The organism is Peribacillus suis (assembly GCF_059384845.1).
The window spans coordinates 3,853,943-3,879,760 of record NZ_CM182019.1 but is presented as its reverse complement, the minus strand read 5'-3'; the positions used below and the strand labels follow the sequence as shown (position 1 = coordinate 3,879,760).

Below are 25,818 nucleotides of genomic sequence, written 5' to 3'. Positions count from 1 at the left end.
GTGGGGATGTCTATGCAAGCGGAAAAACAGAGAATATTAGAGATGGTACAAGAAGGAAAGCTGACAGCTGTAGAAGCATTGAATCTGTTGGAGGAATTAGAAAAGGCTAGTTTGGAAAGTGATGCAAAAGAGCAGAAGTTGCAAAATGAGTTATCCACCGTTGTTGTCAATCAGAAAAGTGATGACAGTGCCCAGGATAGCTTCAAGAAGAATGTACAATCCTCTAAGGAAAAAATCTTAGGCTTCGTTGAAAGTGCATATAAAAAGATTAAAGAAACGGATTTGGATTTTAACTTTGGGAAATCCGTCGAGGTCAGTCATATTTTTCAACATGATTATGAGTACCTGGATGAAATCGATATCGATATCGCAAATGGGAAAGTGAAAATCGCAACATGGGACCAGCAGGATGTACGAGTGGAATGTCTTGCTAAAGTGTATCGGGTGGAAGATATAGAAAAGGCGAGGGAGACCTTCCTAGAGGAAGTTCACTTCGCAATCGACGCTGGGAAAATGAAGTTCAAGGTCCGTGAAAAGACGATGAAGGTCGATACGGTGTTGTATATCCCGAGCAAGGCCTATGAAGACATTCAGGTTAGGCTGTTTAACGGTGCAATCACTACAGAATCCCTGACGGCAGAGAAACTTAAGGCCAAAACGGCAAATGGTGTCATCCATATCCAACAAGGGAAAGGTGAAACGTGCGAACTTGAAACGGGTAACGGAACCATCACCATTTCAGATACGAGTTATGATGAGCTCGAGGCAGAAACATTAAATGGGGCAATTAATGCCGATGGGCACTTCAAGAAAATGGATGTTCAGTCCTTTAACGGGGAAATCGTCTGCAAGAATCAAGCGCAGGATTGTGAAGCAATCCATGCCAAATCGATTACTGGTAAGGTCCAGCTGATTTTGCCTCCAGGAAAGGCGATTGAAGGAGAGTTGAAGTCTAACTTAGGAAGTTTTAACGTAAGCTTAGAGGGAATGACCATCGTCGAAGAAAAAAGTGATGTGGTTCAAAAAGTGCTTAAGTTTAAAACGACTAGTTTTGATGATTCGGTCCTCCATGTATTCGCCGACACGAAAACGGCAGCCATCACGGTTTCTTAAAAGTAAAAAAAAGCGTAAGCCCGCCAGTTAGACTGACGGGCTTTGTTTATGTTTGCTTGGTGATGAAGGCATCATAACCATCTTTGGCCAACTTTTTGACAAGGGTTTCAGCTTTTTTCTTATCCGTGAAGGCTCCGATTTGGACTTTATACAGAATGGTGGAGGAGCCCTCGTTTTTAAGCTTATAATGGGCAAGGACGCTTTTGGCTATGGACTCCCCGCATGTTTTCCGAAAGGCTTCCGTTCTTAAAAGGGCGGCCTCCTGTTGATTGGTCATGAACCCACATTCGATTAATAGTGCAGGGCATTTTGTTTCACGAAGAACCTGGAAGTTTGCCGTCTTCACTCCTCTGTTCTTCAATTGTGTGGCTTTTACCAAATCATGTTGGACCTTTTCGGCGAGGGAGAGCGATTCCTTCGGTTTAGAGGTATGAACATAAGTTTCAATCCCGTTTGCCTCATGCCATTTCCCTGATCCAGCGGCATTCGCATGGATGGAGAGGTATAGGTCAGCTCCGAGGGCATGGGATTTCCGGGTTCGTTCGCCAAGAGGGACGTCCCTTTCATCTTCGTGGGCGTAATGGACCGTGATGCCTTTTGTTTTTTCTAGATAGTGTTTGATGAAGGCAGCCGTCTCGCGATTGAACTCATATTCCTTCATCCCATCGGGAGATTGCTTGCCGGGGGTCGTATAACCATGGCCGGCATCAAGTACGATTTTCATGTGTTATCCCTTCCTTTCGAAATCCTGTATTCATCATTATAATCAAAAGGGAAAGGGGTAAAGTAGCTTCTGGATAGGAAAAAAAAATAAATTGATCATGCGTGGTTTGGTTATTTACAGAATAATGCTAAAATGAAAAAGTATCGCTAAAAATAAACATCGCTCCAAAAAAGGAGGAAAGATATATGGCAAAAGTCCGTACAAAGGATGTAGTCGAAGCATTCGATCTTGAACTTATCAGTGGTGAAGAAGGCATTAACCGTCCAATCGTTACAAGTGATCTTTCTCGGCCAGGATTGGAAATAGCCGGTTTCTTCGACTATTATCCTGCAGATCGCGTACAACTCCTGGGAATGACGGAGATGTCGTTCTTCAATCGTCTGAATGAGGCCGATCGAATTCAAAGGATGGAAGAACTATGTAGAGACTATACACCAGGAATCATCATCACTCGTGGTCAGGAAGTGCCTATCGAGTTGATTGAAGCATCGGAACGAGAGTCCGTTCCTGTCATGCGGTCCTCCATGAAGACAACGAGGTTATTCAGCCGTCTGACGAACTTTCTCGAAAGTAAATTAGCCCCCACTACAGCGATTCATGGTGTGTTAGTGGATATCTATGGATTGGGTGTACTGATTACCGGAAAAAGCGGGGTCGGTAAGAGTGAGACGGCGCTCGAACTGGTTAAACGTGGACATCGTCTTGTAGCCGATGATTGCGTCGAAATCCGCCAGGAAGATCAGGATATGCTTGTCGGGAATGCTCCGGATTTAATTGAGCACCTTCTTGAAATCCGGGGACTGGGCATCATCAATGTCATGACGTTATTTGGGGCCGGAGCTGTTCGGAGCCACAAGAAAATTTCCATCGTCATCAATCTGGAACTTTGGGAAAAGAATAAGCAATATGACCGGGTCGGTCTGGATGAAGAGACAATGAAAATCATTGATACAGAGATTACGAAAATCACCGTTCCGGTTCGTCCAGGACGAAATTTAGCTGTCATCATTGAAGTGGCCGCCATGAATTACCGGTTAAAACGCATGGGTGTTAATGCGGCGGAACAATTTTCGGATCGTTTAAATAATGCTATTGCCGATTCGGACAACGATGAATTTTAAGTAAAGTTATCAGAAAAGAGGGGACAAAATGGAGCAAGGAATTCAACCACTAAATCCGATTGCGATTGAACTTGGTTCCATCCAGATACATTGGTATGGGCTGATTATCGGGTTTGGGGTACTACTGGGCCTTATCATTGCCTTAAGGGAATCAGAACGCCGAGGCCTGGACAAGGAACTATTTACGGATATGATCCTTTTTGCAGTGCCCATTGCGATTATATGTGCACGCATTTATTATGTTATCTTCCAATGGGATTATTATTCACAAAACCCCGGGGACATCATTAAAATATGGAATGGCGGAATTGCCATCCATGGGGCATTAATCGGTTCGGTCCTAACCGCCATCATCTTCGCAAAGGTAAAGAACGTATCATTTTGGAAGTTGGCGGATATCGCTGCTCCAAGTTTGTTGCTAGGTCAGGCCATTGGCCGTTGGGGCAATTTCATGAACCAAGAAGCGCACGGTGGGGAAGTAACCAGGGCCTTCTTGGAAAACTTACATCTTCCAGAGTTCATTATTAATCAAATGTACATAAATGGAACGTATTATCACCCGACCTTTTTATACGAATCGGTCTGGAACATAGTCGGCGTGGTCATCCTCCTATTATTGCGTAAAGTGAACTTGCGTAGGGGAGAGTTATTTTTAACATACGTTCTATGGTATTCAGTTGGTCGCTTTTTCATTGAAGGGCTGCGGACCGATAGTTTGATGCTAACGGATTCACTTCGGATTGCCCAAGTGATTTCCATTGTCTTGATCATTATCGCTGTTGCTTTCATTCTTTATAGAAGGTTCCGTGGTCATGCGGATAAACGATATTTAGATGCATAGAGAATATGTGTAAAGGGAGAGGGCATAGTGATAGTAGATTCCGTTAAGAGGGGAATTCTTTCTGGTTTAAATACTACTTGGACATTGGGGAAAATCATTTTTCCGGTTACATTGATTGTGACGGTGCTTCAGTATACACCTGTCTTGCCATGGTTGATTGACTTGATTGCGCCTCTGATGAATTTAATCGGTCTCCCTGGCGATGCGGCCATCCCGCTTGTACTGGGGAACTTCTTGAATTTATATGCGGCAATTGCAGGAATCTTGACGCTCGATCTCACGGTGAAAGAAGTCTTCATCATTGCCGTGATGCTATCCTTTTCACACAATTTATTTATCGAATCAGGGGTAGCCATGAAAACGGGCGTCAAGCTGTGGGTCATATTGACGGTCCGGTTTGGTCTCGCCCTAGTGTCTGCCTTCATCATCAATCTCGTTTGGCAGGGTGGTGCGGAAATGGCCCAAGGTTTTGCTGTTCCGGAGACAGTCGAGATTACCGGGGCTGGTGCGATTCTATTACATGGGGTCATTCAGGCTCTATACGGAATTGGACAGCTGGCGCTCATCGTGATACCCCTTATGGTCGTTGTTCAGATTATGAAAGACTTAAAATGGCTGGAGGCCTTCTCCGAGGCACTCGCTCCTTTTATGAAAATCCTGGGGATGAAGCCAAATACATCGATGCCATTTGTGGCAGGGCTGACACTTGGCCTTGCTTATGGAGCGGGTGTGATGATTCAGGCTGCCAAGGAAGACAATGTCTCGAAGAAGGATATGACCCTCGCGTTCATCTTTTTAGTAGCCTGTCATGCCGTTATAGAAGATACTTTGATTTTTATACCACTGGGGATTCCCGTTTTGCCTTTATTACTAATCAGGCTGGTCACCGCCATTGTCCTGACGATGATAGTCGCTTATATATGGAATCGATACAGCAGTGTACAGAGGAAGGATGCCGCATATGAACAGTAAAATAACTACACTATTATTTGACCTGGATGGTACGTTGATCAATACGAATGAATTAATCATCGCCTCCTTTACGGAAACGTTGAACCATTATTTTCCCGGACAATTCAAGCGGGAGGACATCATCCCATTCATAGGTCCGACACTGGTCGATACGTTTACTTCGATAGACCCGGAACGCGCAGATGAAATGATCGCCCGCTATCGCGAACATAATTGGAAAAACCACGATTTGCTGGTAACCCAATTCGATGGGGTATTCGAAACGGTCCAAACGTTGAAGCAAAGTGGTTATAAGCTAGCTGTCGTGACGACGAAGAAAAGGGATATTGTCGAAAGGGGCTTACGCTTAAGCAAACTTGATCAATTCTTTGACGTCGTAGTCACTTTGGATGAAGTGAAACACGCAAAACCAGATCCGGAGCCGCTGTTAAAAGCATTAAAGCAGCTTGACTCAGTTCCAGAAGAAGCGGTGATGATTGGCGACAGCCATCATGATATTCTTGGTGGAAAAAACACGGGAACGAGAACGGCCGGTGTTGCGTGGTCCATAAAGGGCCGGGAGTTCCTGGAAAGCTTTCATCCAGATTTTATGCTGGAGAACATGTCTGATTTATTGGATATAGTAGAGGCTGAGAAGTTTGAAGAGGTTAAGGGATGAGACGGACGACCCGCTTTCCAGTGAAAGGGGCCAATTCACTTTGGCATGTGTATAAAACCGTCCCGTTCTGGAAAGTCGTGAAGAATTTTATTGTGATTCAACTAGCAAGATATACACCGTTTTTAGGCATGAAAAATTGGTTGTACCGAACTTTTCTGCGAATGGAAGTGGGAAAGCATACCTCGTTCGCCTTGATGGTCATGCCGGATGTCATGTTTCCTGAAAAGATTTCAGTGGGGCGGAATACAGTCATCGGCTATAATACGACGATTCTTGCTCATGAATATTTGATCGACGAGTACCGGTTGGGAGAGGTGGTCATTGGGGACGAAGTACTGATTGGAGCCAATTCCACCATTCTTCCGGGACTGACAATCGGAAATGGGGCAATTGTTTCAGCTGGGACGCTTGTTCATAAGGATGTTCCAGAGGGAGCTTTCGTTGGTGGGAATCCGATGCAGCTGATTTATACCAAAGAAGAAATGCTGAAGCGTGAACAGCAAACTTCTTTATAAGAAAAAGGACTTGCTCAATGAGTAAGTCCTTTTAGCTGGGACAAATCCTTTTTTAGCTGATCCATAACCTCTGCCAATGATATATTCTCTTCACTAGACGTGATTTCATATGTGTTTCTTACGATTTGAAAGAACTTTTCCTGCGCCCTTTTATCGGTCACGCGCCCGTCCTCCTACTCTCTTATAATGGAGAGAGGGCTGCAAAAAGGATGCAGCCCTCTCTTTTAATTGTCCACTTCCGATTTCAGTAAATCAGCAATCAATACATATCGCTCTGGTGCACTACCAATATATGAAAAAGGATAGCAGGTTGTTACCGTTAGCGTGGCTTTGGGCTTGGGTACGATCACGGTCCGGTCATCGGCATCAACAATACGGACCTTTCTTACCTTATACGTGAACGTGCCTGCTTCTGTCTTTGTGATCAGCAAGTCCCCCTTACCAACCTCACCTAGCTTCCGGAATACAGTGTCCCGATGGCCAGATAAAACGGAATTATCCTTTTCCCCAGGCAGGACAGAACCTGCATAATGGCCGACTCCCTTTTCAAGCTCATCCTCATCTGTTCCATGATAAATCGGTAAGGTTGCTTCGAGCTTGGGGATATACAGTTCACCCACCAGGTCGCCCATTTCTGGCCTTTTTTCATATAGTTGATCAGGAACAGGGTCCTTTTTTTCTTGGTGTAGGGTCGCCGTCGACTCCACACTATCCGGCTTGTTCCATTTATAGAGGGCATAGCCTTTTAACAGCGTATAGGCATTCGTCGTCGTAAAATAAAACCCTACAATTATGAGGCAGGAAGCTACAAGGAGCAGCCACTTTTTCTTTTGCTTGGGATTCATCTTATTTTACGAGTGTCGCTTTTCTGATCAGCCTGTAGGCAAGGGCAATCATCACTAAGCCGATTAACGCACCAAAAAGATAGTTACCGGAAGTTTTGGGCATCAAAGCACCTTTTTCCGTTTTATGTGTAGGCTTTTCTTGTTTTACATCAGCCACTTTGGTTATGACCTTCGTTGTTTGCTTAAGGTCATTTCCTGTTTCTTTCACTAAATTGGAACCAATCATTTCCCCAGTCAATTTAAAATCAAGCAAGAGGTTGCCACTTAAGTCATAGATGGAGACTAGCAAGCTAGCATTCGTTAAATCCTCTAGCTGGAATAATGATTCAAGAGAAAGAGTGGAGGTAACGCCTTCATGAGTTAAGGAAAACTTGAATTGAATCTGCAACAAGTTTTGCAATTCATCATAAATTGAAAGCATTTCAGCCACTTGTTCAGCGGAAAGTTCATCGATTGTATCGAAGTATTCCAATTGTTCCATCTTATCGGCAATCGCCATTAAGCGTGATTCGAAGGAAGGGTCCTCGACGATGGGCAACAAATGGTTCATCAGGCGGTCGAGTTCTTCTTCTGTGAGATCGACTTCGGTAAATAGACCATCCATCAAATCAAGAAGATCCTCGTCGGCATAATCCATGTCTGATTCTAAATCCATATCAATGATATCTTGAATATCGTAAATGAAGTGAAACGAATCGAGAATGGTTTCCCCTTTTTCCATTTCGCCATATTCCACTAATAAGCTCGTAACCTCTTCTTCGGTCATTTCATATTCATCCAGGAGCTCCTGTAAAGATTCTGGAGTAACGATGGGACCACAAGTATCGCGTAGCTCTTCCAATGAATCAAAATCTTTCAAAGTTAAATCATAGTAGTCCAAGTACTCTTTTAACTCGTCTTCCGTCATTCTTATTTCAGCAAGATAGGCATTCAGCTCATCTTGATTGATTTTCATTGCGGCAAACCCCTTATCCCCGCCAAACCCGAACGTAAAAATGATGACACTTGCAACAATAAACGACAAAAATCTCTTCAAAATCATTTCCCCCTAAGAAGTTAAAATACACCTAAACCACTAAAAATTATAAATCCTCCATACCAAAAGATATACAACAATAATAAAAAACGAACAAAGATAGTAGAAAAGGACCGGGAAATAGGGTCTGACCCCTCCTGTTTTTTTCCAAAACCACGCCGCTGTAGGTCTCGGGTGCTTATAAGGAGTTTGGGAAATAGGGTCTGACCCCCTTTTTTCATTGACGGGAGGTGGGGGCAGGAGTACACTAGTAATAACTTCATCTTGTTACCATATTAGCGAACTAAAGTAATTTGATAGATAATTGCGATTATTTATAGGATTATGTTAGTTTTTTTGATAGTATTTTACATGTGACCCATAGTGGGGTTTTAAGATTGGCATATAGGAAAGATATAAGTATACACATATTTAATTTATCAAGGCCCTGCATTTTAAAAGAGGGGGGTCGAATGGAAATACATACAGTACCCATTATTCCAAAAGGATGTGCAGTCGTGACTAAGCCATTTATGTTTGAGAAACCGTTAGGGATGAGAGATACATTACCAATGCTATACGAAACCAAAGTATCGGTTCGAAATAAGATGAGTGATGAGATCAAGAAGTGGGGGTATCAATTTATTGAAACACCTGCTTTGGAATATTACGAAACGATCGGGGAAGCTTCTGCCATTTTGGATCAGCAATTATTTAAACTGCTTGATGCCCAGGGACATACGCTTGTGCTTCGACCGGATATGACGGCTCCGATCGCCCGGGTGGCGGCATCGAAACTGCTTAAACAACAAATCCCACTTCGTCTAGCTTATTCAGCGAATGTGTATCGCGCCCAGCAACGTGAAGGCGGGAGACCGGCTGAGTTCGAGCAAATCGGGATTGAATGTATTGGAAACAAATCAATCAGTGCAGATGCGGAAATGATCGCGTTACTTACCGATGTCCTGAAGGCTGCCGGCCTCGAGGATTTCAAAATATCCATCGGGCATATCGGATTTTTACAGGAATTCTTCTTGAGCATATTAGGGACGGAAGAAAGAGCTTCGGTTTTACGAAAGTTGTTATATGAGAAGAACTATGTTGGTTTTCGTGAACATGTAAAATCGCTTCCGCTTTCTTCTATTGATAAACAAAGGCTCATCGAATTCATTTCCTTAAGAGGAAGTGAGGGCACTTTGTCAAAAGCAATGGCGCTGCTTGAGAATGGAAAAGGACAGGATTCACTCGATGAACTGAGGGAATTGGCTGTACAGCTGAAGGAATTCGGTGTCGATCAGTATGTGAACCTTGATTTAACGCTAGTCAGTCATATGAGTTATTACACCGGAACGCTGTTCGAAGTGTATGCAGGTCAAGTCGGGTCGCCGATCGGGAATGGTGGACGTTATGACAACTTACTTGAAAAATTCGGATGGGATGCCTCTGCCACTGGTTTTGCAATTCGTGTCGACCGCCTTGCCGAAGCACTAGGTGAACCTAGTCAGCTAATTGCACCTGAATGCATTTTGTTCAGTCCGGAGCGCCGAGCGGAAGCCCTTGATTATGCGAAATCGAAACGATTGGAAGGAAAGAGAATCACGATCCAAGATATTACGGTCGTACAAAATGTCGATGCGTTTACAAGAACTTTTTCTGATGTGCATATGTTTGTAGGGAATGGGGGGAATGGACAAGATGAGTAATAGCTTTTTAACAATCGCGATGCCTAAAGGCAGAATTTTTGAAGAAGCGGCGGAGCTATTAAGGAAGGCCGGCTTCCGTCTACCTCCTGAGTTTGATGATTCCCGTAAGTTAATCATCGAAGTGGAAGAGGAAAATCTTCGGTTCATTTTAGCGAAGCCGATGGATGTCGTAACCTATGTGGAGCATGGAGTTGCTGACATGGGGATTGCGGGCAAGGATGTAATGTTAGAGGAAGAACGCGATGTTTATGAATTACTGGATTTGAAAATCAGTGCTTGCTACTTAGCGGTGGCCGGGCTACCTGGAACGAAAATCAGCTCGTTTGCCCCTAAAATTGCGAGTAAATACCCGAATGTGGCATCGAGTTATTTTCGCCAACAAGGTGAGCAGGTCGAAATCATCAAATTGAATGGTTCGATTGAGTTAGCTCCATTAATTGGCTTAGCAGAGAGAATCGTGGATATCGTCTCAACAGGTCAAACATTGAAGGAAAATGGTTTGGTCGAATATGCGAAAATTGCCGATGTGACTTCAAGGTTGGTGGCGAATCCTGTCAGTTACCGAATTAAAGAAGCGAGAATTACAGAAATTGTCGATCGTTTAGCGGAAATCATAGAACAATAATACGTACGTTTATGAGGTGGAAACATGAAAATTGCACGGTTTGCAGAAGGGATTTCCTTGAAGCGTTCAGTTGATGCTGGTACTGCCGATCAACGAAAAGCGGTACAGGATATCATTTATGCTGTGAGAAAAAATGGGAATGAAGCATTACATAATTTTACGGAACGTTTCGACGGCGTTCGTCTTGAGGAGTTTCTAGTTACCGAACAGGAAATCGAACAGGCAACAGCGGATTTAACTGTGGAACAGGTAGCAATCATTCAGGAAGCGGCCGATAATATCAGAATGTTTCACGAGAAACAAATTAGGAACTCCTGGATCACAACCGATGAGAATGGAACGATGCTGGGCCAGAAAATGACGCCCCTTGATGCGGTTGGGGTTTATGTTCCCGGTGGAACGGCTGCCTATCCATCATCCGTTCTGATGAATGTGATGCCTGCCAAAGCGGCGGGTGTGAAGCGAATCGTCATGGTATCTCCACCTGGGAAAGACGGGAAATTGACACCGGCCGTTTTAGCCGCTGCGAAAATTGCCGGTGTGACGGAGATTTACAAGATCGGTGGGGCTCAAGCGATTGCGGCACTTGCTTATGGAACAGAAACGATTGTGCATGTCGATAAAATCGTCGGTCCCGGCAATATATATGTAGCATTGGCGAAACGGGAAGTATTCGGGGACGTGGCAATCGACATGATTGCAGGCCCTAGTGAAATTGCCGTCCTTGCAGATGATACGGCTGCTGCTTCGGAAGTGGCCGCGGATCTGTTATCACAGGCAGAACATGATGCTCGTGCCTGTAGTGTCCTTGTGACGACTTCAATGGTCCTTGCAACGGAAGTGGCTAAAGAAGTGGAGAAGCAGGTTGCATTACTTCCACGGCGGGAAATTGCAGAAGCTGCGATTAAGGATTACGGGCGGATTGTTGTCTGTGAGAATATGGACGAGGCCATTGGTGCCGTAAATGAGCTGGCACCAGAGCATTTGGAAATTGTGACTCGTGATGCTCTTGAAGTGATGGCGAAAATCCGCCACGCCGGGGCCATCTTTATCGGCCGTTTCAGTTCGGAGCCGGTGGGGGATTATTTCGCAGGACCGAATCATGTCTTACCTACGAACGGGACGGCCCGTTTCTCTAGTCCATTAAATGTTGACGACTTCCAAAAGAAATCGAGCATCATCATGTACAGCGAAACGGCATTCCGACAAAACGCGGCAAAAATTGCCGCATTTGCCCGAATGGAAGGACTCGAAGCCCACGCACGCGCCATCGAATCCCGTGGTGTGCATGAAATTGGGAAATAGGGTCTGACCCCTAAATAAATCATTGAAAGTATTGATATATAAGTGTTTTCAAAGAGTTTACGAACTTGGGAAATGGGGTCTGACCCCCGATTTGAGGAGGATTAGTTATGGAGCGTTTTGCTAGTGTGGAGCGGAAGACGAATGAGACGGATATTAGTTTGAGGTTTGGTGTCGATGGGGAAGGGAATTCGTCGATTGAGACGGGTGTTCCGTTTATGACGCATATGCTTGATTTGTTCACGAAGCATGGGAAGTTCGATCTTACTGTGGATGCGAAGGGGGATACGGAGGTTGATGATCATCATACAACTGAAGATATCGGCATTTGCTTAGGGCAGACGTTATTGGAAGCCCTTGGGGACAAGCGTGGCATCAAACGTTATGGAAATGCCTTCGTACCGATGGACGAGGCTCTTGCTCAAGTGGTCATCGATTTAAGTAATCGGCCGCATCTTGAGTTCCGTGCAGAGTTCCCTTCGCAAAAGGTAGGGACATTCGATACGGAATTGGTGCATGAATTTCTTTGGAAGTTTGCGCTTGAAGCACGAATGAACCTACATGTCGTCGTTCATTATGGCCATAACACGCATCATATGATCGAGGCAATCTTTAAAGCGCTTGGGCGTGCATTGGATGAAGCTACGTCCATCGATCCGCGAGAAAAAGGGATTCCATCGACGAAAGGAATGTTGTAAATGATCGGGATCGTCGATTACGGAATGGGGAATTTATTTTCCGTCAGTAAGGGGCTCGAACGTTTGGAAGCTGATTCATTCATTTCCGACGACCCAGCCGAGCTGGCCAAAGCGACAGGCATCATCCTACCAGGCGTCGGTTCATTCAGAGATGCGATGAGTCTTTTGGAAAAACAGAAGCTTGATGAGTTCCTGAAACAATACGTCGCCGATGGTGGATTTTTACTTGGGATTTGCCTTGGCATGCAACTTCTATTTGATGAAAGTGAAGAGAATGGACCAGCAAAAGGACTTTCTCTAATTCCAGGGAAAGTCGTTCGTTTTACCGGTGTTGATGCTAACGAACAAACATATAAAGTACCACATATGGGCTGGAACCACCTTGAATTTAAACAATCTTCGCCATTAATCGATGGTCTTGTAGAAGAGCATGTGTACTTCGTCCATTCCTATTATGCGGATACCGATGAATCTTATATGATCGCTTCAGCAACCTATGATGTGGAGGTACCGGCGATCGTGGGGAAAGGTAATGTGTTCGGCATGCAGTTTCATCCGGAGAAAAGCGGGCAGATGGGCATGTCTCTCTTGAAAAATTATTTGTCGTTAGTGGAAGGGAAGAAAAAAGCATGAGCAACTTTACGATTTACCCGGCGATTGATATGCGGGGCGGCAAATGCGTCCGCTTAATCCAGGGAGACTATAATCAGGAAACGGTCTATGGAGATTCTCCCTTTGATATGGCCAAAAGCTTTGCGGACCAAGGAGCAGAGTGGATACACATGGTTGATTTGGATGGGGCCAAAGAAGGCGTGCGCATCAATGACTCATACGTGATTAAAGCGGCAAAAGAGTTGGGGGCGCGTGTCCAAATCGGCGGCGGGATTCGGACGGAGGAGGATATTGCCCATTATCTCGATAACGGTGTAGAGCGTGTCATTCTTGGCAGCACAGCCGTTTCCAATCCTGAATTCACAAAAGAAATGATTAGAAAATACGGGAAACACATCGCGATTGGAATAGATGCGAAGGATGGTAAAGTGGCCACGCATGGTTGGCTACAAACCTCTGAAACACTGGCCATCGATCTTGGGAAAATTCTTGCTGATGCCGGTGCGGAAACGTTTATCGTGACAGATATCGCGACGGACGGGATGCTTTCGGGTCCTAATGTGAAGGGGATTGTCGCGATGGCGGAAGCAACCGGTAAGAATGTGATCGCATCAGGAGGCATCAGTTCGCTTGCTGACCTTATCAAACTCCAAGAATATGAAGCCCAAGGTGTTGCAGGGGCGATTATCGGCAAGGCCATTTATACGAACCGCTTCACGGTAAAAGAAGCGCTGGAAAAGGTGCGTGGTTAAATGCTGACAAAACGGATTATCCCCTGTTTGGATGTAAAGGATGGACGCGTCGTTAAGGGGATTCAGTTTGTTTCCTTAAGAGATGCGGGGGACCCTGTCGAACTTGCGGCCTTTTACGATCAAGAAGGAGCCGATGAACTGGTCTTCCTTGATATTTCTGCTTCGCATGAAGGACGGGAAACCATTGTCGACGTCGTTCAAAGTGTGGCAGGTAGCCTTGCCATCCCCTTTACGGTTGGCGGTGGCATTAACTCGCTAGCGGACATGAAGAAGATTCTACGAGCAGGCGCTGATAAAGTGTCTCTAAATACAGCTGCCGTCCTACGACCTGACTTAATCAATGAAGGTTCCGATTACTTTGGAGCGCAATGCATCGTCATTGCCATTGATGCACGATATGATGAAGCACTTGGTTCTTGGCGTGTGTATACCCATGGGGGCCGAAAACCGACAGAATGGGAAGTCATAGAGTGGGCAAAGGAAGCGGTCAGCCGTGGTGCCGGTGAAATCTTATTAACCAGCATGGATTGTGATGGCGAGAAGCAAGGGTTTAACATTGCATTAACGAAAGCGGTATCTGAAGCTGTTTCCGTTCCGGTCATTGCCTCGGGTGGTGCCGGGAATGCGGAGCATTTCCAGACTGCATTTGAAGAAGGAAAAGCGGACGCGGCATTGGCGGCTTCAATTTTCCATTATAAAGAAACATCAGTTAAAGAAGTCAAAACGTTTCTCAAACAACAAGGAGTGGTTGTACGATGAATTTCGATACTATTAAATATGATGAAAAAGGCCTTATTCCAGCGATTATCCAGGATGCTGGTACAGGAGAAGTGCTTACACTTGCTTACATGAACAAAGAATCCTTGAATCTTTCCATCGCAAAAGGGGAGACGGTATTCTTTAGCCGTTCTCGCAATGAGTTATGGCATAAAGGGGAAACGAGCGGAAATACACAAAAAATAGTCGAAATGAAATATGACTGCGACCAGGATGCATTAGTCGTGAAGGTTGTACCTGCAGGGCCCGCATGCCATACTGGTGCAACTAGTTGCTTCGGCACAACGATTTATAAAGATGAAGAAGTGCAAAAATCTGGACCAACGAACGTGAATTTCCTAACGGAATTGGAAGGGTTGATTGCAGAGCGAAAAGCAGAAATGCCTGAAGGATCTTATACGACCTACTTATTCGAAAAAGGCGTTGATAAAATCCTGAAAAAAGTGGGGGAAGAATCCGCTGAAGTCATCATAGCTGCCAAAAACCGTGATGCCGAAGAACTTTCGATGGAAAGTGCCGATCTCCTTTATCACTTATTCGTCCTGCTACAAGAACAGGAATTACCTTTCCAGGCCGTTCTTGATGTATTAAAAGCTAGGCATTCCGTAAAAGACGAGCCAAAATCAAAGGCCTAAGCAGGTCTATTGCCCTCCTTCTTCGGAGGGTGTTTTTTTTTACAAAGGCCACCCGTCAAATCGAGAAAAAGGAAGTCAAATATCAATTTCCAGTTTCTTGAATCGTTCGGCAAAAATCCTTCCATATGGTATAATACTATAGTTAATCAACTTGTAGATGGAGGATTACATGAGTAAAGACTCTAATTATGGCCAACAGGCAAAAATTCTAACCTTTCACCCAACTGGTGAGTATTACTTCACCAAGGGTTTAAAAGCATATCATAGACATGAATTACCAAAGTCAAAAAAATACCTGGAACGTGCCTTGGAACTTGAACCCGCTGAACCGATGATTGCATGCCAATTGGCAATTACTTGTTCGGAAATCGGAGAATACAATTATTCCAATAACCTTCTAGAAAATATCTTGGATGTAATGGATCCCTTTATGTCGGAATGCCATTACTTCCTAGCCAATAATTATGCCCATTTAGGCATGTTCAAGGAAGCATACCGCCATGCGAGTGCTTACCTGGATAAAGAGGAAGACGGGGAATTCAGTGACGACGCTGAGGATCTTCTTGAACTTATCACCTTTGAGTCAGATGGTTCGGAGGAAAATCCCTTCAAGCATGATGGCCTGATTGCCAAACAGGAGAAAGCGCGTGAATATTTGGAAGCGGGCGACTTCCCTAGAGCGATTGAAGTGTTAAAAGAAACGATTGCCGAATATAAGGATTACTGGTCCGCTTACAATAACCTTGCGTTAGCCTACTTTTACCTTGGGCAGGAAGATGAGGCGTTCGCCACATTGGATGAGGTCCTGGAAAAAAGCCCAGGAAACCTGCATGCGCTATGTAATTTAGTCGTCTTTTATCATTATCAGCAGGAAGATGAGAAGGTGGATGAACTTGTTTCGATGCTCGAAAAGATCCGGCCGATGCTATCGGAACATCGCTTCAAGCTTGGTGCCACTTTTGCATTAATCGGAAACTATGCATCTGCATATAAATGGTTAAATGTGCTACAAAAGCAAGGTTTTGAAGGCGACGGAACGTTCTACTATTGGCTGACGATATCAGCTCATCATTTAGGACATGAACAGGCTGCCAGAAAAGCATGGAAAAAGGTCATTGAGATGAATCCAGAAAAAGAAGGCATGGAGCCTTGGGGGGATATGAACGCTACCTCTGATGGGTTTGAAAATCACCTTCCTTCTATTATAAAACGGCTTGATAGTGAATTTATCGAAGAAAGATTGTTTGCTATTTTCCTATTAAAGCACTCCGTTCATAAACCGAAGCTTTTGAAAAACCAGGTTTTCGGCATGAAGCAGAATTTCACCGAATGGGAAAAGGATTATGCTGACATGGTGCAGGAACCTAATAAAGACCGCCAACTGACAGCGATTGGTTTTGCCGATCGGACGGCAGAATTGTTATATCAGCATTTTCACCCCATCCAATTAAATGAAGCAGGCCTTTATTTAATGTGGTTTTCTGTCTTCGTCGAGGCTACCCATGCGAATCAGAAGCTGAACAATCCAGCAGGTTGGGCGTCAGCTGTCGAATATGTATGGAATAAGCTGAAAAACGAAAAGATGAGTAAACAGGTCATCGCGGATAAATATTTCATATCGGTGTCCACTTTGTCGAAGTATGTAAAGCTTGTTCAAAACCTGTTAGGTTGAGCAAATATTTGGACGAAAAATTATTTGTTATATAGGATAATAGGTAGGGAACACTAACCGTAGTGAAAGTTCCATTTGTAATGGAATATGAAGGAGTGAGAATTATGTCTGAAAAAATTTATGACGTTGTGATTATCGGAGCGGGCCCTGCTGGGATGACTGCTGCTGTATATACATCACGTGCGAACCTTTCAACATTGATGCTAGAACGCGGAGTGCCAGGAGGCCAGATGGCCAATACGGAAGAAGTCGAAAACTACCCAGGATTCGACACCATTCTTGGGCCTGAGCTATCCACAAAAATGTTTGACCATGCTAAAAAATTCGGTGCGGAATACGCTTATGGAGATGTTAAGGAAATCATTGATGGGGAAGAGTACAAAACCATCAAAGCAGGCTCCAAGGAATTCAAAGCACGTTCTATCATCGTTTCTTCAGGTGCGGAGTATAAGAAAATCGGCGTCCCGGGTGAAAAAGAGTTGGGTGGCCGCGGTGTTTCTTATTGTGCTGTCTGTGATGGGGCTTTCTTTAAAGAGAAAGAACTGTTCGTCATCGGTGGAGGAGACTCTGCTGTTGAAGAGGGCGTCTACTTGACTCGCTTCGCTTCTAAGGTGACGATCGTTCATAGACGTGACGAACTTCGTGCACAGAAAATCCTTCAAGATCGTGCGTTCGCTAATGAAAAAATCGACTTCATCTGGAATCATACATTGAAGCAAATCAATGAAGAGAGCGGAAAAGTCGGTAGTGTCACACTTGTTTCAACGGCTAACGGAGAAGAAAAAGAGCTAAAGGCAGACGGAGTATTCATCTATATCGGCATGCTTCCTTTAACCAAGCCTTTTGAAAATCTGGGCATCTTGAATGCTACAGGCTATATCGAGACGAACGATGTAATGGAAACACGGGTTCCAGGCATCTTTGCAGCTGGAGACGTTCGTGAAAAAACATTGCGCCAAATCGTAACGGCTACTGGGGACGGTAGTATCGCTGCACAATCGGTTCAGCACTATGTGGAAGAATTAAAAGAAAAGTTGCAAATTAAAGCGTAACCGCTTATACAAAAATTTACACTTCGTCATTGTGTTTTAACGAGGCTGTAACATCCATGCAATAAAGATTGGGTATAGTAAGGGTAGTATTGACCCCCTTTATTATATAACGTGTTGGGCACAGAGGAATCTGTGTCTTTTTTTGTATGGGGGACGAGGGTTATGGGTACAAAGTGATTGTGTGGTCATGAATAATCAACCAAACCAGGAAGTTTCCTTTATTGTTAGCTTATTTCAAAAATAGTATAATGATAAGATATACTACACATAGTTTAATCATAAGGTAAGATGTAAAATACAGCTTGTTTGTACTATAAGCATTTGTAAATCGCCAGATGGATGTCTAGCGGTGATTTAAGAATTGAACGGATACTCTAAGGAAGTCAGAGGAGAAGTTTCTATAGTCGAGCATAGGCCAATTTGAGGTGAAGAACGTGCAACGTGTCACAAACTGTGTATTAGTTAAGGACAATAAGATCCTTTTATTAAAGAAACCAAGACGTGGATGGTGGGTAGCCCCAGGCGGCAAGATGGAGCCTGGTGAATCAATCCGGGATGCCTGTATTAGGGAATACCGTGAAGAGACGGGCGTTTACTTGAAAAACCCCACCATTAAAGGAATCTTCACTTTTATTATGAAGGATGGAGACAAAGTATTATCCGAATGGATGATGTTTACTTTCTTTGCTACTGATTCCGATGGCATCAATGTGGATGTGTGTGAAGAAGGCGAGCTATTTTGGCACCCTATTGAAGATGTTAAAAAACTGGACATGGCCGAAGGGGATTATCATATTCTAGATTATATGGTTCAGGGAAGCGGAGTAATCTACGGTACCTTTACCTATACACCCGAGTTTAAGTTACTTTCCTATCGACTTGATCCAGGTTAATGATTATTTATAAAAGCAATTACTACTCCAGGGGGCGAAAAGAATGAGTGATGGGCAGATGAATGATACGCAGTTGGTCGTCATAACAGGAATGTCAGGAGCAGGAAAGACGGTGGCTATTCAAAGTTTTGAAGACCTCGGTTTTTTTTGCGTCGATAATTTGCCGCCCGCTTTATTGCCAAAGTTTTTGGAGTTGATGAAAGACTCTGGAAATAAGATGAATAAAGTAGCCCTTGTCATGGATTTACGGGGGAGGGAATTTTTCGATTCCTTGTTCCTTGCCTTGGATCAATTGACGGAAACATCATGGGTCTCCCCTAGGATCCTCTTTCTTGAGGCGGATGATGAAGCTTTGGTCCGTCGATATAAAGAAACGAGAAGGACTCATCCATTAGCTCCGATGGACCGGCCGTTAGAGGGCATTAAATTGGAACGGGACCTTTTGGATGAATTAAAAGGTCGGGCGCAGTTAATTTTCAATACGTCCCAGCTGAAGCCACGCGAATTAAGGGAAAAGATTGCGTCTGAGTTTTCAAAGGATAAACAGGTTGGATTTTCTGTTAATGTCATGTCTTTCGGTTTCAAACATGGCTTGCCAATTGATGCGGACCTTGTGTTTGACGTGCGTTTTCTGCCTAACCCATACTATATCGATCAAATGAGACCAAAGACTGGCCTTGATAAGGAAGTGTCCAGTTACGTTTTAAAATGGGGCGAGACTCAAAAGTTTCTAGAAAAGCTGACGGATTTGCTTGCGTTCATGCTTCCGTATTATAAACGTGAAGGAAAAGCCCAGCTTGTTATTGCGATTGGATGTACAGGTGGTCAGCACCGTTCTGTAGCTTTGACCGAATACATTTCTAATTTTTTTCAAAAGAGCTATACGGTTCATGTGTCCCATCGTGATATCGAAAAGAGTAAGGGGAAAGTAGATGCCAGATAAAGAGAAACAGCCTAGAGTAGTGATCATTGGAGGGGGAACGGGCCTTCCAGTCCTACTTAGGGGGTTGAAGAAATACCCAGTAGATATAACGGCAATCGTGACGGTTGCTGACGATGGTGGAAGCTCCGGTCGTATCCGCGAAGATATGCACATCCCTGCTCCAGGTGATATCCGTAATGTCTTGGCGGCACTCTCGGATGTAGAGCCACTTGTCGAGCAGATGTTTCAACACCGTTTTCAAAGTAAAAATGAATTGTCCGGTCATTCATTAGGGAATCTAATCCTTGCTGCCATGACTTCATTGACGGGGGACTTTGTCCATGCAATCCAGGAAATGAGTAAGTTCCTGAATGTCCGTGGCAAAGTCCTTCCTGCTGCTAACCAAAGTGTGGTCCTTCATGCTGAAATGGAAGATGGAACGATTGTAACGGGAGAGTCGAAAATCCCCTTATCAGGCAAGAAGATAAAAAGAGTATTTCTATCTCCTCAACACATAAAGCCGCTCAGTGAAACGATTCAGGCAATCAAGCAGGCCGACCTGATTGTGATTGGTCCAGGTAGTTTATACACGAGCATCCTTCCTAATTTACTTGTTCCAGGTATCGGAGAAGAAATCGCCCGCTCCAAAGCTAAGAAAGTGTACATCTGCAATCTAATGACCCAAGCAGGGGAGACACTGGATTATAGCGCGAGCGACCATATAAAAGCGATATATGATCACATGGGAAATGCCTACATAGATCGCATTCTTGTCAATGCTGAAGAAATACCATCCGAAATTCAGCAACGGTATCATGCGGAGTATGCAAAACCGGTTGTGTATGATGTCGAGAGTTTAAAAAGAATGGGCCTTGAAATCATACAGGGGCACATTTTCAGCTTTGAGGGGGACGTCATTCGCCATGACACCAAAAAGGTGGCGGATTTACTATATAATATGCTGATACATGAAAGTCATATAGCTCCTTAAATATAGGTGGAGACTGTCTTTTGACTAAAAAATAGATGACCTATGTTCAATTGGGGGTGAAATGAATGTCTTTTGCTTCGGAAACAAAAAAAGAACTGACTACGTTGGAAAGTAAGGATTGTTGCGTGAAAGCCGAGTTGTGTGCGCTCATCCGGATGAACGGATCCCTTTCCTTTTCGAATCGTAAGCTTGTCGTGGATATACAAACGGAAAATGCGGCGATTGCCAGAAGGATCTATACACTTTTGAAAAAGAGTTATGAGGTCCAGGTCGAATTGCTCGTTCGTAAGAAGATGAAACTCAAAAAGAATAACGTGTATATTGTCAGGATGTCAGCGGGAGGACAGCGGATCTTGACTGATTTAGAAATATTAGGAGAAGGATTTGAAATTCTCCATGACATATCCGATAATATAGTTGGGAAGAAATGCTGTAAGCGTTCGTATATAAGAGGTGCTTTCCTTGCTGGAGGTTCGGTCAATAATCCAGAAACGTCATCTTATCACCTGGAAATTTTCTCTCTTTATAAAGAACATAATGATGCCTTATGTGAATTAATGAATAAGTTTGATTTAAAGGCAAAGACGCTTGAACGAAAAAAGGGATATATCATTTATTTAAAAGAAGCCGAGAAAATTGCCGAGTTCTTAAGCATTGTTGGAGCGCACTCAGCGTTATTAAGATTTGAAGATGTACGAATTGTCCGGGATATGCGTAATTCCGTCAATAGGCTCGTAAATTGTGAAACTGCTAATTTGAATAAGACGATTGGGGCTTCACTGCGGCAAGTTGAAAATATCCATTATATCGAAGACACGGTGGGACTAAGCATTTTGCCGGATAAGTTACGGGAAATCGCGGAGCTACGGATCGCCTTTCAGGATATTACCCTAAAGGAACTGGGTGAAATGGTTTCTGGTGGGTCGATCAGCAAATCCGGCATTAATCACAGACTGCGAAAAATTGATGAAATAGCTGATAGACTCCGTGGGGGAGAAGCTTTTTCTGCGAAAAAATAATAAGGTGTAAATGGAGAGATCAAGATGGTGGAAAAACAAATAGAAGTAAAACTGAAGACAGGTTTACAAGCCCGCCCGGCGGCTCTTTTCGTTCAAGAGGCTAACCGCTTTCATTCAGATGTTTTCCTTGAAAAAGAAGGAAAAAAGGTGAATGCAAAAAGCATCATGGGTTTAATGAGCCTTGCCATTAGTTCTGGTGTATCCATCAAGCTTATTGTAGACGGTCGCGACGAACAAGATGCGATGGAAGCGTTGGTAGAATTCGTACAGCAAGAAGGATAAGAAAAATGGGATGCTTACACGGCATCCCTTTTTTTATAGAAAAAACGGACTCGAATGGAGTCCGTTCAATTTCGTATTAAGATTCTTTCTTTTCATCAAGGTGGCTACGAGTGATGACTTTGTCAATCAAGCCATATTCAAGAGCTCTCTCAGAAGTCATGAAGTTATCACGTTCTGTATCTCTTTGAAGAACTTCAAGAGGTTGACCAGTACGGTCGGCTAAGATTTGGTTCAATTTATCTTTCAAGTGAAGGATACGGCGGGCAGCAATCTCGATTTCCGTTGCTTGTCCTTGTGCGCCTCCAAGTGGTTGGTGAATCATGACTTCACTGTTAGGAAGGGCAAAACGTTTTCCTTTTTCCCCAGCAGCCAATAGGAATGCACCCATTGAAGCCGCCATACCGATACATACAGTAGAGACATTAGGCTTGATATATTGCATCGTATCATAGATAGCCATACCGGAAGTGATGCTTCCACCTGGGCTGTTGATGTATAATGTGATATCTTTTTCAGGATTTTCAGCTTCTAAGAATAGTAATTGAGCGACAATTGAATTGGATACATTGTCGTCGATAGCACTTCCAAGCATGATGATCCGGTCCTTTAATAAACGGGAATAAATATCGTAGGCACGCTCCCCACGACTTGTTTGTTCGATTACTGTAGGAATTAAATTCATGTTCATTTCCTCCTTCGATTAAGAGAATCATTTAAATTCTTTATGTATGTATGATACACTTTTTGGTCAATTAAGGTCAAACAAAACAAACCCGATATTTGATTATTCGTTCGACAATTTCCTATGAATGCTCCTTTCAAATTATATTTAATTTGAATTATGCCGTTCAGGGATGAATTTCCACTTTATCCATACTACCCATATATTAAGGTTTTAAACCTGAATGCCTCTTGCAAACAAACGGTTTATATCATATAATTAAGTCTGTTGTTAACCAACTTCCCATTCTGCCCTCGTAGTGCAACGGATAGAACGCAAGCCTCCGAAGCTTGAAATGCAGGTTCGATTCCTGCCGAGGGCATTACTAAATCTTCTGCTTATGTATTAAGCAGGGGATTTTTTTATGGAAAAAAGACTCGATTCTTGTTTGAAATCCTCGATTTTTTATCTGTTCCAAGGAAACTTTGTCATTTCCAGGAAAGTAGTCGTGATGGGCTTTGCCTCAGCATAAGCTATATAAAATACGACTATACCATTCCAGAAAAAAGTAAGCGTTTCCAAATTTTTGTGTAGAATTATCTCCTAATCATGTAAAATGGAATGGGGGAGGGATGAATCGATGAGTATGAACATGAAGGCAGGTCTTTTTCAACAGCAAACATTAAAAATGGCTATGACCCAGGAATTAATGCAATCTATTACATTGTTGCAGTATTCCACACAAGAGCTTACATCCTTTTTAGAAAACAAAGTGGAGGAAAATCCTCTAATATCCCTGGAACAACCAGTTTCCGCTTTATTTCAACCTACCTATGATCGTAAAAAAGGAAAACAACATATAAAAAACACGTATGACTCGAACTATTGGATTGAACAATTGAGTGAAGACACATTTTCACTTGAACAGCATGTCATGTCACAATTAAATCACCAAAAGCTAACCGGTGAACACCAAAAGGCTATATTGTTCTTGATCCGTAACCTTGATGAAAATGGTTATTTGCGGATTCATTTGGATGATATATGTGAACCCGGTATGTCTTCTGCCGTTTTGGAAGAAAGCTTAGGAATGTTACAAGAGCTTGAGCCACATGGTCTAGGGGCAAGGAATCTGCAGGAGTGCCTCCTTCTTCAGGCAAAAGCAGAAGGGGTGAATCCACTGGCGGAGTCCATCCTTGAAAACTATTTCCTTGAGTTCGTGGAAAAGCGCTGGAAAGACTTAAGTAAGAAGATTTGTGTCTCTTTGAAGGAAATACAACAAGTGCTTGATTATGTCCAGACATTGAACCCAAGGCCCGGGTCACTCTTTTTTCAGGAAAAGCCCTCCTATATTGTACCGGATGTAGTCGTGGAAGCGATCGATGGTATCCTGCTAGTCGGAAATTCAGATGGGAATTCGCCGAATCTACATGTAGATAAAGGGTATCTGAACCAAATGAAGAGTTACAAAGATCAAGGTATACAGCGTTTCATTCAGGACAAGTGGCAGGAGTTTCAATGGATTTCAAAAGGAATCCAACAGCGTAAGGAAACCATTCTAAAGGTCATGCAAACGATCGTCGAAAAGCAGCCTGCCTGCTTTCTTCATGGGCTGAATTATTTAAAGCCAATGACGATGAAGGAGATCGCGGACGAAATCGGTATTCATGAGTCCACCGTAAGTCGGGCTGTCAAAGGGAAATATGTTCAAACACCTTTTGGTACATTAGAAATGAGGATATTTTTCACTACGTCCTTGCAGTCGGTCGGCCATGTGGAAGATATGTCAGGCATGCAGGCGAAAAAGTATCTGCAGGCAGCCATTCAAAACGAAAATAAGCAAAAGCCGCTTTCCGATCAAGATTTGGTGACTTGGTTAAAAGAAGAGAAGGGAATCATCCTGGCACGGCGAACCGTAGCGAAGTACCGGGAGCAACTGGGCATTCCCTCTTCGTCTAAACGAAAAAGATATGATTGAAAAGGATGAGTAACGGTGGAAAAGAAGACATTCATTTTGTATAGCAGGGAACAATGCCCGCTATGTGTAAAGGCAAAACGGGTCCTGGATGAATTAAAACGGGAATCCGACCTGCATTATTCAGAAATCGATATTCATTCTGATGATGCGCTACTAGAAAAGTACGGGTTAATGATTCCAGTCATTGAGAAGGATGGAAGAATCATTCAGTACGGAAATGTTGATATATCAACGATTCGCAGCTTTTTGGAAAAATAAACTATCAAATGATTTGAAGAAACATTCCGTTCCTGCTAGAATAAAGTATGTAGCAGGAATATTTTTTTATTTTAAGTGGGACAAAAAATGACTATGTGGGACATAATATGTCCATAAAGATTTATTAGGAGTTTTAACATGCATACATTACTCGAAGTACAAAGAAAATTATTGCCCGATTTCCTTTCGGTTATGCAAAAAAGGTATGATATCCTGCGTTATATCAAAATGTTGCAACCAGTGGGAAGGCGAAGTCTGGCTGTTAGCCTTAATTTGACGGAGCGGACCCTTCGAAGTGAAATTGATTTTCTAAAAGGTCAGAACCTCATAAATATATTTAGTTCTGGCATGTTGCTTTCTGAAGAAGGGATTGAAATCCTGGAAAAATTGGAAGGAATAATGCGAGAAGTAATGGGTATAGACATTATGGAGCGGCAATTGCAGGAAATGCTACAGGTTGACGAGGTCATTATCGTCTCAGGAAACTGTGATGAATCGCCTTGGGTAAAAAAAGATTTAGGTAAAGCCTGTGCAAACCGTATGAAGCGGGAATGGAGCATGAAAAACACCATAGCGGTTACTGGCGGGTCGACAATGGCCGAAGTAGCCAATTCTTTATCACCAGATGAAGCATCGATGCAATTGACATTTGTTCCAGCCCGAGGGGGTCTTGGTGAAGCAACGCAGAACCAAGCAAACACGATTGTAGAAAAAATGGCACATAAAGCTCGCGCATCATACCGGGTATTGTATGTACCCGATCAACTGAGCGATGAGTCGTATGCTTCCTTCATGAAGGAGCCTGCCATGAAAGAGGTCATCACCAAAATTAAATCTGCAGATATGATTATCCATGGTATCGGTGATGCTTTAGCGATGGCTAAGCGAAGAAATACAACACCTGATATGTTAAAAAAGCTACATGATGGAAATGCTGTAGGTGAAGCGTTTGGTTATTATTACGATGAAGATGGAACTGTTGTCCACAAAGTCTTGACCGTCGGCATTCAATTAGAGGATCTTAGCCCAGAAAAGCGAGTGATAACTGTCGCTGGTGGAAAGACTAAAGCGAAGGCAATCCGTTCCTATATGAAAGGTGCTCCTTCATCCACGGTTTTGATTACGGATGAGGCGGCAGCAATGGAGTTAATTCAGGGATATCATACCCTTTAATAAAATATT

At 43.5% G+C, this 25,818-nt stretch carries 29 protein-coding genes and 1 tRNA gene; 25 read left to right on the top strand and 5 right to left on the bottom strand.

What is annotated here, in order from left to right:
• The first annotated feature begins 12 nt into the window (after positions 1-12).
• Positions 13-1,113, top strand: a complete 1,101-nt coding sequence (locus AC503W_RS19105) for a DUF4097 family beta strand repeat-containing protein (RefSeq protein ID WP_494915426.1) — start codon at positions 13-15, stop codon at positions 1,111-1,113.
• Positions 1,114-1,159: 46 nt separating this feature from the next.
• Here AC503W_RS19105 and AC503W_RS19100 read toward each other — a convergent pair whose 3' ends face one another.
• On the bottom strand, positions 1,160-1,837 hold the full coding sequence (locus AC503W_RS19100) for an N-acetylmuramoyl-L-alanine amidase (RefSeq protein ID WP_494915424.1): 678 nt from the start codon (positions 1,835-1,837) through the stop codon (positions 1,160-1,162).
• A 185-nt stretch (positions 1,838-2,022) separates the two neighbouring features.
• Here AC503W_RS19100 and hprK point away from each other — a divergent pair, with 185 nt between their 5' ends.
• The 5 genes from hprK to AC503W_RS19075 are packed head-to-tail and all read left to right on the top strand — an operon-like array spanning position 2,023 to position 5,944.
• The gene (gene hprK, locus AC503W_RS19095) at positions 2,023-2,958 is read left to right on the top strand and encodes an HPr(Ser) kinase/phosphatase (RefSeq protein WP_402870680.1); all 936 of its coding nucleotides are present in this window, start codon (positions 2,023-2,025) and stop codon (positions 2,956-2,958) included.
• Positions 2,959-2,986: 28 nt separating this feature from the next.
• Positions 2,987-3,799 (top strand): prolipoprotein diacylglyceryl transferase, encoded by an 813-nt coding sequence (gene lgt, locus AC503W_RS19090; protein WP_402870683.1) that lies wholly within the window; start codon positions 2,987-2,989, stop codon positions 3,797-3,799.
• 27 nt (positions 3,800-3,826) lie between these two features.
• Positions 3,827-4,771: a nucleoside recognition domain-containing protein gene (locus AC503W_RS19085; RefSeq protein ID WP_494915422.1), complete on the top strand. Its 945-nt coding sequence runs from the start codon at positions 3,827-3,829 to the stop codon at positions 4,769-4,771.
• The gene (ppaX, locus tag AC503W_RS19080; RefSeq protein WP_494915420.1) at positions 4,761-5,429 is read left to right on the top strand and encodes a pyrophosphatase PpaX; all 669 of its coding nucleotides are present in this window, start codon (positions 4,761-4,763) and stop codon (positions 5,427-5,429) included. Before AC503W_RS19085 ends, ppaX begins: the two co-directional genes overlap by 11 nt.
• Positions 5,426-5,944 carry an acyltransferase gene (locus tag AC503W_RS19075; RefSeq protein ID WP_402954544.1) on the top strand — a complete coding sequence of 173 codons (519 nt, stop codon included), beginning with the start codon at positions 5,426-5,428 and terminating at the stop codon, positions 5,942-5,944. Before ppaX ends, AC503W_RS19075 begins: the two co-directional genes overlap by 4 nt.
• 14 nt (positions 5,945-5,958) lie before the next feature.
• On the opposite strand, the gene AC503W_RS19070 is transcribed toward AC503W_RS19075, so the two are convergent.
• From AC503W_RS19070 to AC503W_RS19060, 3 genes are all read right to left on the bottom strand, one after another.
• Positions 5,959-6,105, bottom strand: a complete 147-nt coding sequence (locus AC503W_RS19070; protein WP_402870694.1) for a YwzD family small protein — start codon at positions 6,103-6,105, stop codon at positions 5,959-5,961.
• Between the two features lie 63 nt (positions 6,106-6,168).
• Complete coding sequence (gene srtD / locus AC503W_RS19065; protein ID WP_402870697.1) at positions 6,169-6,789, bottom strand: class D sortase, LPxTATN-specific; 621 nt, start codon at positions 6,787-6,789, stop codon at positions 6,169-6,171.
• A 1-nt stretch (position 6,790) separates the two neighbouring features.
• Positions 6,791-7,825, bottom strand: coding sequence for a processed acidic surface protein (locus AC503W_RS19060; protein ID WP_402991295.1), 1,035 nt, complete (start codon positions 7,823-7,825; stop codon positions 6,791-6,793).
• Between the two features lie 452 nt (positions 7,826-8,277).
• On the opposite strand from AC503W_RS19060, the gene AC503W_RS19055 reads away from it, so the two are divergent.
• The 15 genes from AC503W_RS19055 to AC503W_RS18985 all read left to right on the top strand — a co-directional run bounded on the left by AC503W_RS19055 (position 8,278) and on the right by AC503W_RS18985 (position 21,739).
• Positions 8,278-9,507: an ATP phosphoribosyltransferase regulatory subunit gene (locus tag AC503W_RS19055; RefSeq protein WP_402954532.1), complete on the top strand. Its 1,230-nt coding sequence runs from the start codon at positions 8,278-8,280 to the stop codon at positions 9,505-9,507.
• Positions 9,500-10,132, top strand: coding sequence for an ATP phosphoribosyltransferase (gene hisG, locus AC503W_RS19050; protein WP_402870706.1), 633 nt, complete (start codon positions 9,500-9,502; stop codon positions 10,130-10,132). Before AC503W_RS19055 ends, hisG begins: the two co-directional genes overlap by 8 nt.
• Positions 10,133-10,156: 24 nt before the next feature.
• The gene (gene hisD / locus AC503W_RS19045) at positions 10,157-11,437 is read left to right on the top strand and encodes a histidinol dehydrogenase (RefSeq protein ID WP_494915418.1); all 1,281 of its coding nucleotides are present in this window, start codon (positions 10,157-10,159) and stop codon (positions 11,435-11,437) included.
• Positions 11,438-11,544: 107 nt separating this feature from the next.
• The gene (gene hisB / locus AC503W_RS19040; protein ID WP_402870712.1) at positions 11,545-12,132 is read left to right on the top strand and encodes an imidazoleglycerol-phosphate dehydratase HisB; all 588 of its coding nucleotides are present in this window, start codon (positions 11,545-11,547) and stop codon (positions 12,130-12,132) included.
• A complete protein-coding gene (hisH, locus tag AC503W_RS19035) occupies positions 12,133-12,765 on the top strand; it encodes an imidazole glycerol phosphate synthase subunit HisH (RefSeq protein ID WP_427685797.1) in 633 nt (210 codons plus the stop codon). It begins immediately after the preceding gene.
• Complete coding sequence (hisA, locus tag AC503W_RS19030) at positions 12,762-13,496, top strand: 1-(5-phosphoribosyl)-5-[(5-phosphoribosylamino)methylideneamino]imidazole-4-carboxamide isomerase (protein WP_402870718.1); 735 nt, start codon at positions 12,762-12,764, stop codon at positions 13,494-13,496. The genes hisH and hisA overlap by 4 nt, the downstream gene beginning before the upstream one ends.
• Positions 13,497-14,255: an imidazole glycerol phosphate synthase subunit HisF gene (gene hisF / locus AC503W_RS19025; RefSeq protein WP_402870721.1), complete on the top strand. Its 759-nt coding sequence runs from the start codon at positions 13,497-13,499 to the stop codon at positions 14,253-14,255.
• Positions 14,252-14,908 carry a bifunctional phosphoribosyl-AMP cyclohydrolase/phosphoribosyl-ATP diphosphatase HisIE gene (hisIE, locus tag AC503W_RS19020; protein WP_427685795.1) on the top strand — a complete coding sequence of 219 codons (657 nt, stop codon included), beginning with the start codon at positions 14,252-14,254 and terminating at the stop codon, positions 14,906-14,908. Before hisF ends, hisIE begins: the two co-directional genes overlap by 4 nt.
• 169 nt (positions 14,909-15,077) lie before the next feature.
• Positions 15,078-16,580, top strand: a complete 1,503-nt coding sequence (locus AC503W_RS19015; protein WP_402954514.1) for a tetratricopeptide repeat protein — start codon at positions 15,078-15,080, stop codon at positions 16,578-16,580.
• A gap of 101 nt (positions 16,581-16,681) precedes the next feature.
• Positions 16,682-17,632, top strand: coding sequence for a thioredoxin-disulfide reductase (gene trxB, locus AC503W_RS19010; protein ID WP_403079749.1), 951 nt, complete (start codon positions 16,682-16,684; stop codon positions 17,630-17,632).
• Between the two features lie 434 nt (positions 17,633-18,066).
• A complete protein-coding gene (locus tag AC503W_RS19005; RefSeq protein WP_402871330.1) occupies positions 18,067-18,525 on the top strand; it encodes an 8-oxo-dGTP diphosphatase in 459 nt (152 codons plus the stop codon).
• A gap of 43 nt (positions 18,526-18,568) precedes the next feature.
• Positions 18,569-19,468, top strand: a complete 900-nt coding sequence (gene rapZ / locus AC503W_RS19000) for an RNase adapter RapZ (RefSeq protein WP_402954511.1) — start codon at positions 18,569-18,571, stop codon at positions 19,466-19,468.
• Positions 19,458-20,438 (top strand): gluconeogenesis factor YvcK family protein, encoded by a 981-nt coding sequence (locus AC503W_RS18995; protein WP_402954508.1) that lies wholly within the window; start codon positions 19,458-19,460, stop codon positions 20,436-20,438. The genes rapZ and AC503W_RS18995 overlap by 11 nt, the downstream gene beginning before the upstream one ends.
• Before the next feature lie 65 nt (positions 20,439-20,503).
• Positions 20,504-21,457 (top strand): DNA-binding protein WhiA, encoded by a 954-nt coding sequence (gene whiA, locus AC503W_RS18990; protein ID WP_402870734.1) that lies wholly within the window; start codon positions 20,504-20,506, stop codon positions 21,455-21,457.
• 24 nt (positions 21,458-21,481) lie between these two features.
• Positions 21,482-21,739: an HPr family phosphocarrier protein gene (locus AC503W_RS18985; RefSeq protein WP_402870738.1), complete on the top strand. Its 258-nt coding sequence runs from the start codon at positions 21,482-21,484 to the stop codon at positions 21,737-21,739.
• 76 nt (positions 21,740-21,815) lie between these two features.
• Here AC503W_RS18985 and clpP read toward each other — a convergent pair whose 3' ends face one another.
• Complete coding sequence (clpP, locus tag AC503W_RS18980; protein ID WP_402870740.1) at positions 21,816-22,421, bottom strand: ATP-dependent Clp endopeptidase proteolytic subunit ClpP; 606 nt, start codon at positions 22,419-22,421, stop codon at positions 21,816-21,818.
• Positions 22,422-22,710: 289 nt separating this feature from the next.
• Between clpP and AC503W_RS18975 the strand changes: the two genes are divergently transcribed.
• The 4 genes from AC503W_RS18975 (at position 22,711) to AC503W_RS18960 (ending at position 25,809) form a co-directional block, all read left to right on the top strand.
• Positions 22,711-22,782 (top strand) — tRNA-Arg (locus AC503W_RS18975).
• Positions 22,783-23,040: 258 nt separating this feature from the next.
• On the top strand, positions 23,041-24,378 hold the full coding sequence (rpoN, locus tag AC503W_RS18970) for an RNA polymerase factor sigma-54 (RefSeq protein WP_494915413.1): 1,338 nt from the start codon (positions 23,041-23,043) through the stop codon (positions 24,376-24,378).
• A gap of 15 nt (positions 24,379-24,393) precedes the next feature.
• A complete protein-coding gene (locus AC503W_RS18965; RefSeq protein ID WP_402870745.1) occupies positions 24,394-24,636 on the top strand; it encodes a glutaredoxin family protein in 243 nt (80 codons plus the stop codon).
• Positions 24,637-24,774: 138 nt separating this feature from the next.
• A complete protein-coding gene (locus AC503W_RS18960; RefSeq protein ID WP_402870748.1) occupies positions 24,775-25,809 on the top strand; it encodes a sugar-binding transcriptional regulator in 1,035 nt (344 codons plus the stop codon).
• The last annotated feature ends 9 nt before the right edge of the window (positions 25,810-25,818 follow it).

What these genes read in the sequence shown, in the direction of transcription:
- hisG (WP_402870706.1), top strand. Translation starts at nt 9,500, where the DNA reads ATGAGTAATAGCTTTTTAACAATCGCGATGCCTAAAGGCAGAATTTTT.
- AC503W_RS18960 (WP_402870748.1), top strand. Translation starts at nt 24,775, where the DNA reads ATGCATACATTACTCGAAGTACAAAGAAAATTATTGCCCGATTTCCTT.
- hisF (WP_402870721.1), top strand. Translation starts at nt 13,497, where the DNA reads ATGCTGACAAAACGGATTATCCCCTGTTTGGATGTAAAGGATGGACGC.
- rpoN (WP_494915413.1), top strand. Translation starts at nt 23,041, where the DNA reads ATGAGTATGAACATGAAGGCAGGTCTTTTTCAACAGCAAACATTAAAA.
- srtD (WP_402870697.1), bottom strand. Translation starts at nt 6,789, where the DNA reads ATGAATCCCAAGCAAAAGAAAAAGTGGCTGCTCCTTGTAGCTTCCTGC.
- clpP (WP_402870740.1), bottom strand. Translation starts at nt 22,421, where the DNA reads ATGAATTTAATTCCTACAGTAATCGAACAAACAAGTCGTGGGGAGCGT.
- hisD (WP_494915418.1), top strand. Translation starts at nt 10,157, where the DNA reads ATGAAAATTGCACGGTTTGCAGAAGGGATTTCCTTGAAGCGTTCAGTT.
- AC503W_RS19105 (WP_494915426.1), top strand. Translation starts at nt 13, where the DNA reads ATGCAAGCGGAAAAACAGAGAATATTAGAGATGGTACAAGAAGGAAAG.
- AC503W_RS19015 (WP_402954514.1), top strand. Translation starts at nt 15,078, where the DNA reads ATGAGTAAAGACTCTAATTATGGCCAACAGGCAAAAATTCTAACCTTT.
- lgt (WP_402870683.1), top strand. Translation starts at nt 2,987, where the DNA reads ATGGAGCAAGGAATTCAACCACTAAATCCGATTGCGATTGAACTTGGT.
- hisA (WP_402870718.1), top strand. Translation starts at nt 12,762, where the DNA reads ATGAGCAACTTTACGATTTACCCGGCGATTGATATGCGGGGCGGCAAA.
- hisIE (WP_427685795.1), top strand. Translation starts at nt 14,252, where the DNA reads ATGAATTTCGATACTATTAAATATGATGAAAAAGGCCTTATTCCAGCG.
- AC503W_RS18985 (WP_402870738.1), top strand. Translation starts at nt 21,482, where the DNA reads ATGGTGGAAAAACAAATAGAAGTAAAACTGAAGACAGGTTTACAAGCC.
- hisB (WP_402870712.1), top strand. Translation starts at nt 11,545, where the DNA reads ATGGAGCGTTTTGCTAGTGTGGAGCGGAAGACGAATGAGACGGATATT.
- hisH (WP_427685797.1), top strand. Translation starts at nt 12,133, where the DNA reads ATGATCGGGATCGTCGATTACGGAATGGGGAATTTATTTTCCGTCAGT.
- hprK (WP_402870680.1), top strand. Translation starts at nt 2,023, where the DNA reads ATGGCAAAAGTCCGTACAAAGGATGTAGTCGAAGCATTCGATCTTGAA.
- ppaX (WP_494915420.1), top strand. Translation starts at nt 4,761, where the DNA reads ATGAACAGTAAAATAACTACACTATTATTTGACCTGGATGGTACGTTG.
- rapZ (WP_402954511.1), top strand. Translation starts at nt 18,569, where the DNA reads ATGAGTGATGGGCAGATGAATGATACGCAGTTGGTCGTCATAACAGGA.
- AC503W_RS19055 (WP_402954532.1), top strand. Translation starts at nt 8,278, where the DNA reads ATGGAAATACATACAGTACCCATTATTCCAAAAGGATGTGCAGTCGTG.
- AC503W_RS19075 (WP_402954544.1), top strand. Translation starts at nt 5,426, where the DNA reads ATGAGACGGACGACCCGCTTTCCAGTGAAAGGGGCCAATTCACTTTGG.
- whiA (WP_402870734.1), top strand. Translation starts at nt 20,504, where the DNA reads ATGTCTTTTGCTTCGGAAACAAAAAAAGAACTGACTACGTTGGAAAGT.
- AC503W_RS19100 (WP_494915424.1), bottom strand. Translation starts at nt 1,837, where the DNA reads ATGAAAATCGTACTTGATGCCGGCCATGGTTATACGACCCCCGGCAAG.
- AC503W_RS18995 (WP_402954508.1), top strand. Translation starts at nt 19,458, where the DNA reads ATGCCAGATAAAGAGAAACAGCCTAGAGTAGTGATCATTGGAGGGGGA.